17 protein-coding genes are annotated in these 15,735 nt (G+C 38.4%); 14 read left to right on the top strand and 3 right to left on the bottom strand.

Annotated elements, in window-relative coordinates; genetic code table 11:
* Positions 1-7 precede the first annotated feature (7 nt).
* Both ispE and lolB read right to left on the bottom strand, forming a co-directional pair.
* Positions 8-865: a 4-(cytidine 5'-diphospho)-2-C-methyl-D-erythritol kinase gene (ispE, locus tag PALI_RS09365; RefSeq protein ID WP_193155676.1), complete on the bottom strand. Its 858-nt coding sequence runs from the start codon at positions 863-865 to the stop codon at positions 8-10.
* Between the two features lie 2 nt (positions 866-867).
* Positions 868-1,455, bottom strand: a complete 588-nt coding sequence (gene lolB / locus PALI_RS09360) for a lipoprotein insertase outer membrane protein LolB (protein WP_193155675.1) — start codon at positions 1,453-1,455, stop codon at positions 868-870.
* 82 nt (positions 1,456-1,537) lie between these two features.
* Here lolB and hemA point away from each other — a divergent pair, with 82 nt between their 5' ends.
* The 12 genes from hemA (at position 1,538) to rlmM (ending at position 13,027) form a co-directional block, all read left to right on the top strand.
* Positions 1,538-2,794, top strand: coding sequence for a glutamyl-tRNA reductase (gene hemA / locus PALI_RS09355; RefSeq protein WP_171037471.1), 1,257 nt, complete (start codon positions 1,538-1,540; stop codon positions 2,792-2,794).
* 7 nt (positions 2,795-2,801) lie between these two features.
* A complete protein-coding gene (gene prfA, locus PALI_RS09350) occupies positions 2,802-3,887 on the top strand; it encodes a peptide chain release factor 1 (RefSeq protein WP_077538380.1) in 1,086 nt (361 codons plus the stop codon).
* A gap of 2 nt (positions 3,888-3,889) precedes the next feature.
* Positions 3,890-4,729: a peptide chain release factor N(5)-glutamine methyltransferase gene (gene prmC / locus PALI_RS09345; protein ID WP_138584941.1), complete on the top strand. Its 840-nt coding sequence runs from the start codon at positions 3,890-3,892 to the stop codon at positions 4,727-4,729.
* A 54-nt stretch (positions 4,730-4,783) separates the two neighbouring features.
* Positions 4,784-6,328, top strand: coding sequence for a response regulator (locus tag PALI_RS09340; RefSeq protein ID WP_171037472.1), 1,545 nt, complete (start codon positions 4,784-4,786; stop codon positions 6,326-6,328).
* 31 nt (positions 6,329-6,359) lie between these two features.
* Positions 6,360-6,734, top strand: a complete 375-nt coding sequence (locus tag PALI_RS09335; protein WP_193155674.1) for a SirB2 family protein — start codon at positions 6,360-6,362, stop codon at positions 6,732-6,734.
* Positions 6,735-6,879: 145 nt separating this feature from the next.
* On the top strand, positions 6,880-7,707 hold the full coding sequence (locus PALI_RS09330) for a tetratricopeptide repeat protein (protein ID WP_193155673.1): 828 nt from the start codon (positions 6,880-6,882) through the stop codon (positions 7,705-7,707).
* 62 nt (positions 7,708-7,769) lie between these two features.
* Complete coding sequence (locus PALI_RS09325) at positions 7,770-9,023, top strand: DUF819 family protein (RefSeq protein ID WP_138584944.1); 1,254 nt, start codon at positions 7,770-7,772, stop codon at positions 9,021-9,023.
* Between the two features lie 9 nt (positions 9,024-9,032).
* Positions 9,033-9,887 carry a 3-deoxy-8-phosphooctulonate synthase gene (gene kdsA, locus PALI_RS09320; RefSeq protein ID WP_138584945.1) on the top strand — a complete coding sequence of 285 codons (855 nt, stop codon included), beginning with the start codon at positions 9,033-9,035 and terminating at the stop codon, positions 9,885-9,887.
* A 123-nt stretch (positions 9,888-10,010) separates the two neighbouring features.
* Positions 10,011-10,907, top strand: a complete 897-nt coding sequence (locus tag PALI_RS09315; RefSeq protein WP_077538372.1) for a transcriptional regulator GcvA — start codon at positions 10,011-10,013, stop codon at positions 10,905-10,907.
* Position 10,908: 1 nt separating this feature from the next.
* The gene (locus PALI_RS09310; protein ID WP_193155672.1) at positions 10,909-11,556 is read left to right on the top strand and encodes an alpha/beta family hydrolase; all 648 of its coding nucleotides are present in this window, start codon (positions 10,909-10,911) and stop codon (positions 11,554-11,556) included.
* On the top strand, positions 11,556-11,924 hold the full coding sequence (locus PALI_RS09305; RefSeq protein ID WP_193155671.1) for a DUF423 domain-containing protein: 369 nt from the start codon (positions 11,556-11,558) through the stop codon (positions 11,922-11,924). Before PALI_RS09310 ends, PALI_RS09305 begins: the two co-directional genes overlap by 1 nt.
* Positions 11,925-11,941: 17 nt before the next feature.
* Positions 11,942-13,027 (top strand): 23S rRNA (cytidine(2498)-2'-O)-methyltransferase RlmM, encoded by a 1,086-nt coding sequence (gene rlmM, locus PALI_RS09300; protein ID WP_193155670.1) that lies wholly within the window; start codon positions 11,942-11,944, stop codon positions 13,025-13,027.
* Between the two features lie 46 nt (positions 13,028-13,073).
* Here the strand turns inward: rlmM and cysZ are convergent, their stop codons facing one another.
* Positions 13,074-13,784: a sulfate transporter CysZ gene (gene cysZ, locus PALI_RS09295; RefSeq protein ID WP_193155910.1), complete on the bottom strand. Its 711-nt coding sequence runs from the start codon at positions 13,782-13,784 to the stop codon at positions 13,074-13,076.
* Between the two features lie 414 nt (positions 13,785-14,198).
* Here cysZ and PALI_RS09290 point away from each other — a divergent pair, with 414 nt between their 5' ends.
* Both PALI_RS09290 and PALI_RS09285 read left to right on the top strand, forming a co-directional pair.
* Positions 14,199-14,816 (top strand): sulfotransferase, encoded by a 618-nt coding sequence (locus PALI_RS09290; RefSeq protein WP_193155669.1) that lies wholly within the window; start codon positions 14,199-14,201, stop codon positions 14,814-14,816.
* 237 nt (positions 14,817-15,053) lie between these two features.
* Entirely contained in the window at positions 15,054-15,515 is a 462-nt protein-coding gene (locus PALI_RS09285) for a GNAT family N-acetyltransferase (RefSeq protein WP_193155668.1), read from the top strand.
* Positions 15,516-15,735 lie beyond the last annotated feature (220 nt).

Raw genomic sequence — 15,735 nt, 5'->3', positions numbered from 1 at the left:
CGTTACTTCATTGATCGAATATGGCGGCTAACTCCGTATGAGCAGGGGAAGTATTAACGCTTGATGCGATAAACCCCTGCCAAGTATGGGGGAGATTAGCAAGTACATCTTGTGCTTGAACTTGACTAGCAAATTCAACAAAACAACATGAACCTGTTCCGGTCATCTTCGACGGGGCGTATTTTAGCAACCACTGGAGGGTTTTTTCAACCTCAGGACAGAGCTTTTTAACTAAAGGCTCACAATCGTTGCTCAAAGTTTGGCATTTCCAATCACCTAAAATTTTTGGCGTATCGCGTTTTAAATCTGGATGCGTGAATATTTTAGCCGTACTTACATGCTGATTTGGATGCACAACACAGTACCATTTTCGTTCAAGTTCTACATGCTGTAATTTCTCGCCAATGCCTTGTGCTATGGCGCTTTGACCGCGTATAAATACGGGAACATCCGCGCCTAATTGTAGCCCTAAATCAGCTAATTCATCCACACTACTATTTATATTCCAGAGTTTATTAAGTGCTAATAATGTTGTGGCTGCGTCTGATGAACCTCCTCCAACACCGCCTCCCATAGGCAGGCGTTTAATTAAATTTATTTTTACACCTAACTGCGATTTATTCTGCGTTTGTAATAATAAAGCGGCTTTGTAGATGAGATTATCCTTTAAAGGTATGTCTTTAGTATCACCCGTTACTAAAATAGTGGGTGTGCTTGTAAGTTCAAAAGACAGTTCATCGCCAAAGTTCAAAAAGGTAAATAGCGTTTCAAGCTCATGATAGCCATCAGCACGACGACCATTAATGTGTAAAAATAAATTGAGCTTTGCAGGTGCAATAACTGAAAAAGAAGTTGTTCTAACCATGTTTAATTAAATCGCCAATCGTAGAGTTGAATTTTAATTTTAATCTGTTGATGCTTTAACGTCAGTTTGGTTGGTAGCCAATAGCCTTCACTTTGTATGTAGCTACTGTAATCTATTTGCCATTTTTTTCCGTTGTTATCAAACCACAGTACTTGCTTTGCCCGACCAAGTTGATCAACGACTAAGCTTTGATCGTCAATGGTGCCTTTTAGCCAACTGCCGGCATTATTTACGGGCAGTGTAAAACCTGTTAACCGCTTAAGAAGTCGTGCAGCATCCGTATCGAAATACTTTTTGTCATCAAACTCAAGTTCAGCCATTTTACTTGTTTGCTTAAGCTGCAAAATACGTGTACCAATAAATGATGTGAGCACTAAATCATTATTATTTTCCCTTTGTTGCCAATTTAAGTTTGCAGATTGGCGTTCATCGGGGCTTATAAACGCAAGTTTACCTTCTACATGCCAAGTTTTTTGATTCACAAGGCGAGGCTTCCAATCATCATAAAGCACTGTTTTAGATGCGATTTGTTGAGCGCAGCCGCCTAAAAATAAAAAAGTTATAGCTAAAAATAAATATTGTCGAGTCAAATGTTGTTCCTTACTTTCCATATTCCGCTGATTTTTGGTAAAATTGCCGTCCTAAAGTAGGGCTCAGCAATATTTGGCAAATATGACCATAATAGCACTAGGTATAAATCACAAAACCGCTTCCGTAGAACTACGTGAAAAAGTAGCTTTTTCGCCTGAGCAAATTTCAGAGGCGTTACAACAATTAAGCGGTCATGCTGACTTTAATGAAGCGGTTATTGTCTCTACGTGCAATAGAACCGAAATCTATTGTAGCCTTGCTCAGCAAAATTCCCAAATACTGTTGACTTGGCTTGCCAGTTTCCATGGTTTAGATGAACATGAACTGAGTAGTAATATATATTGTCACGAAGACAATGACGCAATAAATCATCTGATGCGTGTCGCGTGTGGCTTAGATTCATTAGTCCTAGGCGAACCGCAAATTCTTGGGCAAATAAAGCAAGCTTATTATAGTGCTAAAACCCACGACGCTGTAGGTGTTACGTTTGATCGCTTATTTCAAAAAACATTTTCGGTAGCTAAAGAAGTTCGCACAGAAACAAATATAGGCGCCAGTGCCGTGTCTGTTGCATTTGCAGCTGTTAATTTAGCAAAGCATATTTATGGCAAACTTGATAAAACAAATGTGCTATTGATAGGCGCGGGTGAAACCATAGAGCTTGTTGCTAAACATTTATATCAAAATGAGCCACAAAAAATTACAGTAGCAAACAGAACAATAGAGCGAGCACGCAATTTAGCTGATGAAGTGTCGGCTGATGTTATTGCATTGGCGCAGTTACCAGAGCGTTTACATAAAGCGGATATAATTATAAGTTCTACTGCAAGTACACTTCCTATTATAGGGAAAGGCGTGGTAGAGCAGGCGCTTAAACAGCGTCGCAATAAACCTATGTTGTTTATTGATATTGCTGTGCCGCGCGATATAGAAAGCCAAGTTGGTGAACTCGATGCGGCTTATCTATATTCAGTTGATGACTTGCAAACGATTGTCAGCGAAAATATGGCTGCGCGCGAGCAAGCAGCACAGCAAGCGCAAATTATTATTACCGAACGCACTAAAGAGTTTTTAATGTGGTTGCGTTCACTCGATTCAGTGGGGTTAATTCGTCATTATCGAAACGATGTTCAAACAATAAAGTCGGAATTAGTAGAAAGAGCTGTTAGCCAACTTTCTAGTGGTAAAGATGCAGAAAAAGTAATTTTAGAGTTGGCCAATAAATTAACCAATCGCTTAATGCACGCGCCTACCCGTGCTATTCAAGATGCAGCGAAAAAAGGTGAAGTGGCTCAATTAAATCAATTGAAAAAAATGTTAGGTATTGACCAGGAATAACCGTTAAATGAAAGAGTCTGTTTACAACAAATTAGAAACCTTAGTTGAGCGTTATGAAGAAGTACAAGCGCTACTAAGCGATCCGTCGGTCATTAGTGATCAAAATCGTTTTCGTGGGCTTTCAAAAGAATATTCTGAGCTTGAAGAAATCGTAAAAACGTTTTTAACTTATAAAGAAACGCAAGACGATTTAGCCAGTGCAGAAGAAATGCTTAAAGATTCTGACCCTGATATGCGTGAAATGGCGCAAGAAGAATATAAAGAAGCTAAAGCACAAATCCTGGTAATTGAAGATCAAATTCAAGTATTAATGCTGCCAAAAGATCCGCGAGATAACAACAATGTGTTTGTTGAAGTACGTGCTGGAACGGGCGGTGATGAAGCGGCTATTTTTGCTGGTGACTTATTTCGTATGTACAGCCGTTATGCAGAAACTAAAAAATGGAAAGTAGAAGTTGTGAGCACCAATGAAGGTGAGCACGGTGGTTACAAAGAAGTTATAGCGAATATCAGTGGCGAAGGCGTTTACGGTCAATTAAAGTTTGAATCAGGTGTACACCGCGTACAACGCGTTCCTGAAACTGAATCTCAGGGCCGTGTTCATACTTCTGCGTGTACTGTTGCGGTAATGGCTGAAGTACCGGAGGCCGAAGCGATTCAAATTAATACTGCTGATTTAAAAGTAGATACATTTCGTGCATCAGGCGCAGGTGGCCAGCACGTTAATAAAACAGATTCTGCTATTCGACTTACGCATATACCAACAGGGGTTGTGGTTGAGTGTCAGGACCAACGTTCGCAGCATAAAAACCGTGCTAAAGCGATGTCTGTACTTGCAGCTCGACTGCAGCAAGCTGAAGATGAAAAGCGTCATGCAGCAGAAGCATCTGAACGTCGTGATTTAGTAGGAAGTGGCGATCGTTCTGAACGAATCCGTACTTATAACTATCCGCAAGGTCGTATTACTGATCACCGTATTAACTTAACACTTTATCGTTTAAACGAAGTGGTAGCCGGTGATTTAAGCGCGATTATTGACCCGTTAATGCAAGAGCATCAGGCTGATTTACTTGCCGCGATGGGCGACGAGTAATTGTGAGCCAAACCCTCGAACAAGCTATTGCTGCAGGGGCTGAATTATTAGCCGCTAGCAGCGAAAGCGCCAAATTAGACGCACAAGTTTTACTGCTTCATATTCTTCAAAAACCTCACAGTTACCTTTTCACTTGGCCAGAGCATGCGCTTAATGCTGAACAACAACAGCAATTTAATACATTTTGCCAACGACGTTTAAACGGTGAACCTGTTGCACATATTACGGGGCAACGTGAATTTTGGAGCTTGTCGCTTGAAGTTAACGCAACAACTTTAATACCTCGACCTGATACCGAAACGTTAGTAGAACAAGCACTTGAAGTGGCTGTACCTGCTACAGCTAAAGTGCTTGATTTAGGCACTGGCACGGGGGCAATCGCACTGGCGCTTGGCAGTGAAATGCCTAACTGGAATATTATTGCAGTAGATAGAGTGAATGAAGCGGTAGCATTGGCTAAGCGCAACCAACAGCGCTTGGCGATCAATAATGTAAACGTTAAACAAAGCAATTGGTTTAGTGCGCTGGAAAATGAAAAATTTAACCTAATTGTCACTAACCCTCCTTATATTGAGAGTGATGATATACATTTAAATCAAGGTGATGTTCGCTTTGAGCCGCTTTCAGCTTTGGTTGCTGATGATTCGGGAATGTCTGATATAAAACAAATAATTATACAATCACGTGACTATTTACTATCTAATGGCTATCTTTTAATAGAGCACGGTTTTGATCAAGGTAAAGCTGTTCGTGATTTTTTTAAACAAATGGCGTTTATTAATATTAAAACAGTTAAAGATCTTGGTGATAATGACCGTGTAACACTCGCACAGTGGACTTGAAAAATAACAATTGCCTGCTTGTGTGTTAAATAATGCCATGAAGGAATTTTTATTATGATGGGTGATTTTTTGTTTTCGGACGAGCCAGAAGAATCAGTTAGTGAGATTGAGCAAGGCACCTGGAAAGTATTAATCGTTGATGACGAGCCTGAAGTTCATGCTGTTACAAAGTTAGCATTGAGTGATTTTGAGTTTCAGAATAAGCGCTTAGAATTTATAAGCGCTTATTCTGGTGCTGAAGCAAAACAACTAATAGACGTGCATACAGATGCAGCGATTGTATTGCTCGATGTTGTCATGGAAACGGATGATGCTGGCTTACAGGTCGCTAAGTATATCCGTGAAATAGCACAAAACAACCATATCCGTATTATATTAAGAACAGGCCAGCCAGGCCAAGCGCCCGAGAGGCAAGTAATTGTTAATTACGATATTAATGATTACAAATCGAAAACAGAATTAACCGCGCAAAAGCTATTTACTGTTATTATGTCAAGCCTTCGCTCTTATCGCGATATCATAACCATAGAGCAATCGCGAGAAGGGCTAGAAAAAATAATAAAAGCATCAAGAGATATATTTTCGGCGCATTCAATAGAGAGCTTTATTGAAGGTGTGATGCAACAGCTCGTTTCTCTCTTAGGTATCGCCGAACAAGCTATGTACGCGACCACATTAGTAGCCAAAAATCCAGAGGAAAGAAATAATAAAAAACTAATTGTGTGTTCTGGCACGGGGGATTTTGAGAAAAGTGAAGGTAAAGAGTTAGAGCAGGTACTAGAAGAAGGCCAATTAATGGCTTGTGAACAAGCGCTAATTAATAAGTCGATTATATACAAAGATAATTATCTTTTTGCATACTGTACGAGTGAATATAATCATAAATCAATGCTGTTTATATCAGGCATACCGAAAAATTTAACAGAGACGCAGCGCCATTTAATTGAAATTTTTTCGCAAAATGTGCAATTAGCATTTGAAAATGTACAGTTACAATCTGAAATTGAAGCGACGCAGCAAGAGCTTGTTTTTAGATTAAGTGAAGCCGTTGAGCAGCGCTCAAGTGAGACAGGTAATCATGTTAAACGTGTTGCACATATTTGCCATATTTTAGCAACAGGTTATGGTTTATCTAAGCATAATGCGGAGTTGATCCGCTTAGCATCACCATTGCACGATGTCGGTAAAGTCGGTATTCCTGATGCAGTGTTGAACAAACCTGCCAAATTAGATGCCCAAGAATGGGAGGTGATGAAAACCCATACAGAAAAAGGGTATATTATTTTAAAAGATTCACCGCATGAAATAGTGAATGCCGGTGCGGTTATAGCTAAAGAACACCATGAAAAGTGGGATGGTTCAGGTTATCCTCAAGGTTTGAAAGGTGAAAATATTAATATATTTGGCCGCATTGTTGCATTAGCAGATGTATACGATGCACTTCGCCACAAACGTTGTTATAAAGAGTCTTGGACATTACAAAATGTAATCGATGAAATAAATGAGCAAAAGGGCAAGCATTTTGAGCCTAAGCTTGTTGACATCTTTAACGACAAAATTAATGAGTTGGAAGCGGTTCTTATCCGTTTTCCCGATTAAAGTATTTTTTAAAACAGAAGTTTAGAGGCATATGGATTATTTAGCAGTAAAACACTCACACATGGCAATTGCATTATTAAGTGTGATTTTATTTTATGTTCGTTCTTTTTCGAGAATGGGAAGTGGTAAAATAGCAAAGAACAAACTGGTATTTATTGGTAGCCACAGTACAGACACCTTGCTACTAATTTCTGCATTGGCACTAGTATATGTGGCAAAAATCAACCCGCTTGAGCAATTATGGCTTTTAGAAAAGATAGTATTAGTAGTGGCTTATATTTTTATTGGCATTAAAAGTTCTAAACAAACGCAAGTGCAAGCAAAAATTATTTACACAATTATTAATACGTTAGTTATTTTAGCTATAGGCTATTTAGCGACGTCTAAATCCGCTTTATTATTTTAACGATTTAATAATTAGGGCTTTATACTTGTTTTGTAAAGCCCTCGTTGCAGCTCCCCCCTTAAATAATCAACACATTACTATATTGGTATCTAACTTTAAAATTAGGTAAACTACGTCTTCGTTTTCTAGAAATGTTGTAGTATTGATGACCACCCTCGGGTTTGATGAACACGATGAATCATATATTGATGATGCTTATGACGAATTTACGCCAGCGGCCATCTATCGTTGTATAAAAGCGGAATCTAAATGGGATCCTCAGATAGATTTAACAGCAAGTTTCGAAACCTTAACTGACTTTGAGCAGAAAATTGATGCGTTTTGTTTAAAATTAAGAGACGAGCACGAACGCTTAGATAAATTGCTTGATACTTTTTACAGCAATTGGCTATTCAGTGCTTCTAGCTTGAAAGTACCTGAGTATAAATTAAATAGTTTAAGTTACGCACTAACGATGCGAAGTGGTTCTCCAACAACGTTAGCTATTTTGCTTTGCCATTTTTTACAACATGCTAAACTTGATGCCAGCATCAGCTTGAACCAAGGTGAACTAGGTGTTCATGTTGCCATCAGTGATGAAGAAGGTTACATAATAGAGCCAAGTAGTGGGCAACAAAGCTGGTATATAATCCCTGAAAATGCTGATGAAGATGATGGTCAAGAGCAAGAACCCCTAGAACTCATTTTTGATGATGAGGTATATAAGTTGTTTTTAGCGCAGCAAAAATGGTCGTTTATTAGTGAAAATAAATTTGGTCACGCTTTAGCCTGTGTAGAAATGCTAATGGAATTAATAGGTGATGACCCTTATGAAAGACGCGACAGAGGCTATTTATTAAATCAATTAGATTGCCCTAAAATGGCACGCGCAGATTTACAGTTTTTTATTGATGAGTGCCCAGACGATCCCGCTATTGAGATCATTCAATATCAAATAGAAGAACTAGAAGATAATAATAAAACTCACCATTGAGGTGTGTTGACCTTTCAAAATTGATGTTGAAAGATTAATACATCTACAGAATAGGAATAGTTATGGTTGAAGCTCAAAGCGCATTAATCACCAATGATGCCGTTGTACTTGGTTTACTTGCTGTTATTTTAGGGTTTATTTTTAAAACCTCGAGCAGCGAACGCCCAGCCCTAAAAACCTTTTATAAATACGTACCCGCTTTATTACTTTGTTACTTTTTACCATCATTGCTCAATACATTCGGTATTGTTGATGGCAATAAGTCGAATGTTTATTATGTAGCTTCGCGCTATTTACTGCCTGCCTGTTTAATACTTCTTACCATTAGCATTGATTTAAAAGCCATACTTAATTTAGGCCCTAAAGCACTTATTATGTTTCTAGTCGGTACCTTGGGTATCGTTATAGGTGGGCCTCTAGCTATTTTAGTCGTCAGTGCTGTTGATCCGAGTATTGTTGGTGGCCACGGTCCTGATGCTGTTTGGCGCGGTATGACAACGGTTGCTGGTAGCTGGATTGGTGGTGGTGCAAACCAAGCTTCTATGAAAGAGATGTTTGAAGTCGGGGGAGATATCTTTTCTGTTATGGTGACGGTTGATATTATCGTGGCAAATATTTGGATGGCTGTTTTATTATTAATGGCAGCAAATCATAAAAAAATTGATGCCGCAATTGGTGCAGATACCAGCGCAATTGAAGGTTTAAAACGTCGGATAGAAGCGTACCATGCAGAACATGCTCGTATACCAACACTTAATGATTATATGGTGTTGCTTGCTATTGCATTTGGTATTACTGGTTTTGCGCATTTTTGCGCTGACTTTCTTGGACCTTATTTTGGTAGCACCTATGAATGGGCAAAAGAATACAGCTTAAACAGTAAGTTCTTTTGGTTAATAGTTATATCAACGACAATTGGTATTAGTTTATCGTTTACTAAAGTGAGGCAAATAGAAGCGTTTGGTGCTTCAAAAGTGGCCTCTAGCTTTTTATATATTTTAGTTGCTGCGATTGGTTTGCATATGAATGTAACCGCCATTTTTGATAATCCTGGCTTGTTTTTAGTGGGGGCTATTTGGATGCTGGTGCATGCAAGCTTAATGTTATTAGTTGCTAAACTAATTAAAGCACCATTATTTTATATGGCAGTGGGCTCACAAGCTAATGTGGGCGGAGCCGCTTCAGCGCCTATTGTTGCATCAGCATTTCATCCGTCGCTTGCACCAGTGGGTGTATTATTAGCTGTACTTGGTTATGGCGTGGGTACGTATATGGCTTATTTTTGTGGATTAATGATGCAAGCAGTTGCACCATAAGGAATTAAAATGAAAGACCAAATTATTAAAATCAATGAAATAGAATTAGCAAACAACAAACCATTTGTGTTGTTTGGTGGTATTAACGTATTAGAATCTCGTGATTTAGCTATGCGTGTTGCAGAGCATTACGTCGAAGTAACCACTAAATTAAATATTCCTTATGTATTTAAAGCCTCGTTTGATAAAGCTAATCGCTCTTCAATTAATTCGTACCGTGGACCGGGTATGGAAGAAGGTTTAAAAATATTTGAAGAGATTAAAAAAACCTTCAATATTCCACTTATTACCGATGTACATGAACCACATCAAGCCGCACCTGTTGCTGAAGTAGTTGATGTGATTCAGTTACCTGCATTTTTAGCGCGCCAAACAGATTTAGTGGTTGCGATGGCAAAAACGGGTGCAATTATTAACGTGAAAAAACCACAGTTTTTAGCGCCGCACGAAATGCGTCATATCATTACTAAATTTAATGAGGCGGGTAACAATAACATCGCGCTTTGTGAGCGTGGTTCGAGCTTTGGTTACAATAACCTGGTAGTTGATATGCTAGGCATGGATGACATGAAAGCTATGGCGCCTGTCATTTTTGATGCTACACATGCATTACAACGCCCTGGTGGTCGTACAGATTCGGCTGATGGGCGTCGTGCACAAGCTGCAGAGCTTGCACGCAGTGGTATGGCATTAGGGATTGCTGGTTTATTTATAGAAGCGCACCCTAACCCTAACGAAGCTAAATGTGATGGTCCTTGTGCGCTAGCGCTTAGCAAGTTAGAAGGTTATCTATCGCAAATGAAGGCGGTTGACGATTTAATTAAAAGTTTTGCACCACTTGATACAAGCGCAAACGACTTATAATTCTATGTTCGGGTTATATTTAAAAGCGACTTAGGTCGCTTTTTTTACACCTTAAATATACTCTTTCTCAGCATAGGTATATAATTCACCGCATAAGAAAAACTAATTCTAAGCTTGGTTATCATGTCAAGACGGGTACCTCCATTAAACGCACTAAAAGCTTTTGAAGCGGCAGCGCGTCATTTAAGTTTTACAAAAGCGGCGGAAGAGCTTTATGTAACGCAAGCGGCTGTCAGTCATCAAATAAAAACACTTGAAGAACATTTAGGATTAAAGCTGTTTTTACGTAAAAATCGCTCGTTATTATTAACCGAAGAGGGGCAAGGTTACTTCCTCGATATTAAAGAGATTTTTACACAGCTTATTGATGCAACTGAAAAGTTATTAGCCCGAGGGGCTAAGGGATCATTAACGGTAAGTTTAACTCCAAGTTTTGCAATTCAATGGCTGGTGCCACGCTTAAGTTTATTTAATGAGTTACATCCCGAGATTGACGTACGGATCAAAGCACAAGACCAAGACGAAAACTCATTAACAGATGATGTTGATGTGGCGATTTATTATGGTCGCGGTCATTGGAGCGGTGTACAAACGTATAAGTTGCATACTGAATATTTAGTCCCTTTGTGCAGCCCGATGTTGTTGAGCGGTCCAAAGCCGCTTGATCAGCCTAGCGATTTAGCACAACACACTTTATTGCACGATACCACACGTAAAAATTGGAAAACGTGGATGAAAACGGCCGGTGTGCGCAACGTTCAAGTTAACCAAGGACCTATTTTTAGTCACTCTTCTATGGTGTTGCAAGCTGCTGTGCACGGGCAAGGAGTTGCAATTGGTAACAGTGTGTTAGCTAAACCTGACATTGACGCGGGGCGCTTAGTGATCCCATTTAATCACAGTCTTGAAAGTAAAAACGCCTATTATTTAGTCCTTAGAGAATCACAAACAGAGCTAGGTAAAATAGTATCCTTTAAAGAGTGGATGTTGAGTTTAGTTGAGCAAGAGCAAGAATATTAATATGATTGAATGGTTTAAAAGTACTAAGCAGACTGCTTTTGCACAATTTATATTTGCCCATGGCGCAGGTGCAGGCAGTGACTCTGACTTTATGCAGCAAATGGCTAAATTAATCAGTGATCAGGGCGTAGATGTTGGCTTATTTGATTTTGAATATATGCAAATAGCCAAACAAACGAATAAGCGCAGGCCGCCTGAGCGAGCACCCAAATTACTCAGTTATTTTGAGCAAATACTTAACCACATTCAGCCAAACGTTCCGTTATTTATTGGAGGTAAGTCTATGGGGGGGCGAATGGCATCCATGCTTGCGTGTACGACAGAGCACCCAGTTTTAGGTGTACTTGCGTTTGGCTACCCGTTTCATCCTCCTGGTAAGCCTGAAAAGCTTCGCACTGATCACTTTGCGGATGTTGTTTGTCCATTTTTAGTACTGCAAGGCGAGCGAGATACATTTGGTACCCGCGAGGAGCTTGCAACAATGGCTATGCCTATGCAGCCTCAATATATATGGTTAACTGACGGTGATCACTCACTTAAACCTCGTAAAAAAAGTGGTGTTACTGAGTTACAAAATAGAGAAACTGCTGCCCTTGGCGCAGTTGAGTTTATTAAAAACAATTTGGATTCAAATTTAGAGAGTAATTAATGGTTAAGTTATTTTTGATGGCGGGCAGTCTTTTTTGTATGTTTTCGGTCATGTTAGGTGCATTTGCGGCTCATGGTTTAAAAAGTCGTTTATCGGAGTATTCGTTGGGAGTATTTAAAACCGCCGCTGAGTATCAAATGGTGCATGGACTTGCGCTTATTACGGTTGCCATTTTAATTAAGTGGGGCATAAATCTGAGCTGGGCTGGTGGTTTTTTTATAACAGGCACACTACTTTTTAGTGGCAGTTTATATTTACTTGCTCTAACGGAGATGAAATGGCTAGGGCCAATAACACCAATTGGTGGGTTGTGCTTTATTATTGGTTGGATTGTTATTTTAGTGCAAGTTGCACGATTTAAGTTTTAAAGAGTTTAAGGGTTAATATGTCTAGTGTTGTGATTTACTGTCGTAATGGTTTTGAAAACGATGCCGCTGCTGAAATAACATTTCACGCTGCCGAGCAAGGGTTTGCAGGTTATGTAAAAGCAAAACCAAATACAGGTTACGTTGTTTATGAATGCTTTGAAGCGCATCACAGCGACGAAATAATCAAAAAAGTCGATTTTAAAAATATGGTGTTTGCACGCCAATGGTTTGCCGGTACATTACTAGAAAACATGCCAGTAGAGGATCGTGTAGGCGCGGTAGTTGAAGCTGCAAAAGAGTTTACACTGTGCTCTGAATTACGCGTTGAAACACCTGATACAAACGAAGGTAAAGAGCTTTTAACGTTTTGTAAAAAAATATCAACCCCGCTAAAAAAAGCGCTTGAAAAACAAAACACAGTATTACGTGAACCAAAAGCAAATCGTCCAGTAATGCATGTTATGTTTTTAACAAATAACACGGCTTACGTGGGTTACTCTTATAGCTTTAATAATTCTCCATTTTTTATGGGTATTTTACGTTTACGTATGCCAAGTGATGCACCAAGTCGTTCAACGTTAAAGCTAGATGAAGCATTTAATGTGTTTATTCCTGAACAACAACGCGAGTCACGCGTGGCAGCGGGTATGCGCAGCGTTGATTTAGGTGCATGCCCAGGTGGTTGGACCTATCAGCTTGTACGTCGAGGCATGTTTGTAAGCGCGATTGATAATGGCCCAATGAACGATGATTTAATGGAAACAGGGCAAGTTAAGCACTTTAGAGCTGATGGCTTTAAATATCGCCCAGAAAAAAGAAACATCACGTGGTTAGTCTGTGACATGGTAGAAAAACCAACTAAGGTGACCACGTTAATGATTGACTGGGCCGTGAACGCCTATGCAAAAGAATTTATATTTAACTTAAAGTTACCGATGAAAAAACGCTTTGATAGTGTTTACGAATGCCTCTCAATGATCCGAAAAGAACTTGAAAAACAGGGTATTAATTATGAGTTGCAAGCTAAGCATTTGTATCATGATCGTGAGGAAATAACGGTTCATTTAAACGTTATTAAGGTGCCACAAAATCTATACAGCTAAGCTTTATTAGCAATAAAAATGGGTCACTTGACCCATTTTTATAGATTTAATTACGATATTTAGACCTGTAATTATCAACCCATAAGCGAGTTGCGCCGCATACCGCTACCGGCATTACGATTAAATTTATAAATGGTATGGTTGTTAATAACATAACGGCAAAGCCAAACCCATACGACAAACCTTGTTTGCTTTTTAAATCATCTTTCATGTGTTTAAAGCTAACTTTATGGTTATCGAATGCATAGTCTTCATATTGCACAGCGAACATCCAGCAGGTAAATAGTACCCACAGTACTTGCCCAATAACAGGTAATATCCACAGTAATATAAAAAAGCCAATTGCGCGTGGTAGGTAATAGCACAACTTTGTCCATTCACGGGCAAGCATACGAGGTACGTCTTTAACTAAATCGGCAAAACCATCATCATTAATTTTTTGACCTGTTAAATAAAGCTCCACTTTTTCGCTCAATAAAGCGTTAAAGGGGGCTGCAATAAAGTTGGTGATCACCGTAAATAGCATGCTGTAGCTAAATAAAACGATTAATATAGCAATAGGCCACATTAACCATTCAAGCCAACTTAACCACTCAGGAAGCATATTATTAATGTAACTGAAGCTGTCGCTTAGCCATCCAAATAAAAAAAACAGCGAGCTACCAAAAAGTAAAATATTAATTAACAGCGGGATCAAAACAAAGCGCTTTAATCCTTTTTGACTAATTAATTTAAAACCTGAAAAAAAATATTCCATACCTTGTGTGATCTGCACAGCAACCTCAAAAATGTTTACTACTGAGGCTAGTATAAGTAGCTGAGCTTTTTTGAACAGTATTTTTAAGTAACAAAGTGTTTAATTTTACGTATTAAGATACAAAGTAATAAAGTTAAATAACCTGAATTCTGGCTGCTTCATTGATACTTAACCTGAACTCTGGATAATAAATCTATCTCGAGCAGCTATTATCAGCGCTAACTGCGTTGAATTTACTGAGAATCTCTAGCTAGAGAAAAATAAATTTAAATATCATTATGGTTCAATATGTTAATAAATCTCTTAACTAGAGTTCAGGTTACTTATCAATTTACAACAATCGTTGTTAATTTATTTATGGTCGTATGGCAAACATGTAATAATACGTTGCTGTTTTAAAACGAGTAACGTTTGATGTCTAAAATATTTATCATTGGTTTGCCAAGAACCGGTACTACCAGTATTAGTGTAGCCTTGTTAGAAATGGGGTTGTTAGTAGCGCACACCGCGTTTACCAAAAAAGCATTCGAGATGGCAGATGCTGTATCAGATGCGCCTTGTTTCAGTGATTATATGCATTTAGATACGTTATTTCCTGGCGCAAAATTTATTTATCTAAGCCGAGATGTAGATAAATGGGTACCTTCAATCACCATGCTACTTCAGAAAATGGCACCGCATTTGGAGCCAAAAACAGGTAAATTTAATCCTATTCTCAAACGTAGTTTTCATTCTTTATTTCCGGCAACATTGCCTTTAACCCACAATGCATTAGCTGAGTGTTATTTAAACCACGAACGTGCTGTTTTCACCTATTTTAAAGACCGTAATGATTTTTTAGCCATTGACGTTAGTGAACCTAATAGTTTACTTAAATTAAAACAATTTTTAGGCAAAACAGTAGAAGGAGACACTGATTTTCCTAAATTAAATGTTGGTCGCCAAGTTGCGAATTGGAAGGAGTATAAACATCCAAATAAAATTAACTCTAATTTGGCCGGCGCAGAGCATAGAAAATACTTTGATTACTAGGGCGTGTTGACCTTTGTGGATTACAATTCGTTCTATTTAGAGGCGACTAAATACTCTTTAATTCAATTCTATTGTTATAGGCATTATAAATTAATAGCCAGCAGGCCATCTCTCTATATCGAAGTAATCTTAAGTAAATATTCAAATCAATGATAAATAAACTAAACAAGGTTGTTCATTTATTACAATTCGGTATAGTTTGCTAACATATTTTTAAATAAAATTGAGATTTTCTCTATGCAGTTAGTCGATTTAAACCCAAATGACCAGGATGTGATTAATGTTTTTTCTGATATCGACCGACTTATAAATTCTTTGTACCCTGTTGCAACAGCACAATCGCTTACCGTTGGTGAACTCAATGATGCAAATGTTTATGCTATTGGATTAAAGAATGAAGATGGAATTATTGCATGTGGGGCCATTGTTAAGCAGTTTGATGAAGTTGCTTACGGTGAGATCCGACGACTTTATGTAAACCCCAACTACCGTAATCGAGGATTGTCTCGTCGTATTATGCAAATTTTATTGCATCATGCGGGCGAAGAACAAATTCCGCTGATAAGGTTAGAAACTGGACCTAAACAAATTAAGTCAATAAAGTTATACGAAAACCTTGGTTTTAAGCAATGTAGCAGTTTTGGAGCTTATCAAGACAACCCACAAAGCGTATTTATGGAACTAGGACTGAGTCAATAAGCGTTGAACGTATTTTTCTGTATTAAATTTACCTCATCTTGTTAAATTGTATCACGTACCCATAAATGTATATTTTAATGTCAATAATTAACAATATGTATATTATTAACTTAATATAATTCGTGGGAATTAAAAAACCTCATAAATCATGACTATAATTACAGGTTATGGCAGCTACATTAAATAATTGAGGGTGAACCGCTTTAGCTCTAGTGTGAAT

The sequence above is a fragment of the Pseudoalteromonas aliena SW19 genome (assembly GCF_014905615.1).
GTDB lineage: Bacteria > Pseudomonadota > Gammaproteobacteria > Enterobacterales > Alteromonadaceae > Pseudoalteromonas > Pseudoalteromonas aliena.
The sequence above is the reverse complement of the archived record's forward strand: the minus strand, read 5'-3'. Positions and strand labels throughout refer to the sequence as shown.

Excerpts from the sequence above, each read along its gene's own strand:
- ispE (WP_193155676.1), bottom strand. The coding sequence starts at position 865 with ATGGTTAGAACAACTTCTTTTTCAGTTATTGCACCTGCAAAGCTCAAT.
- hemA (WP_171037471.1), top strand. The coding sequence starts at position 1,538 with ATGACCATAATAGCACTAGGTATAAATCACAAAACCGCTTCCGTAGAA.
- prfA (WP_077538380.1), top strand. The coding sequence starts at position 2,802 with ATGAAAGAGTCTGTTTACAACAAATTAGAAACCTTAGTTGAGCGTTAT.
- PALI_RS09340 (WP_171037472.1), top strand. The coding sequence starts at position 4,784 with ATGATGGGTGATTTTTTGTTTTCGGACGAGCCAGAAGAATCAGTTAGT.
- PALI_RS09335 (WP_193155674.1), top strand. The coding sequence starts at position 6,360 with ATGGATTATTTAGCAGTAAAACACTCACACATGGCAATTGCATTATTA.
- PALI_RS09330 (WP_193155673.1), top strand. The coding sequence starts at position 6,880 with ATGACCACCCTCGGGTTTGATGAACACGATGAATCATATATTGATGAT.
- PALI_RS09325 (WP_138584944.1), top strand. The coding sequence starts at position 7,770 with ATGGTTGAAGCTCAAAGCGCATTAATCACCAATGATGCCGTTGTACTT.
- kdsA (WP_138584945.1), top strand. The coding sequence starts at position 9,033 with ATGAAAGACCAAATTATTAAAATCAATGAAATAGAATTAGCAAACAAC.
- PALI_RS09315 (WP_077538372.1), top strand. The coding sequence starts at position 10,011 with ATGTCAAGACGGGTACCTCCATTAAACGCACTAAAAGCTTTTGAAGCG.
- PALI_RS09310 (WP_193155672.1), top strand. The coding sequence starts at position 10,909 with ATGATTGAATGGTTTAAAAGTACTAAGCAGACTGCTTTTGCACAATTT.
- PALI_RS09305 (WP_193155671.1), top strand. The coding sequence starts at position 11,556 with ATGGTTAAGTTATTTTTGATGGCGGGCAGTCTTTTTTGTATGTTTTCG.
- rlmM (WP_193155670.1), top strand. The coding sequence starts at position 11,942 with ATGTCTAGTGTTGTGATTTACTGTCGTAATGGTTTTGAAAACGATGCC.
- cysZ (WP_193155910.1), bottom strand. The coding sequence starts at position 13,784 with ATGGAATATTTTTTTTCAGGTTTTAAATTAATTAGTCAAAAAGGATTA.
- PALI_RS09290 (WP_193155669.1), top strand. The coding sequence starts at position 14,199 with ATGTCTAAAATATTTATCATTGGTTTGCCAAGAACCGGTACTACCAGT.
- PALI_RS09285 (WP_193155668.1), top strand. The coding sequence starts at position 15,054 with ATGCAGTTAGTCGATTTAAACCCAAATGACCAGGATGTGATTAATGTT.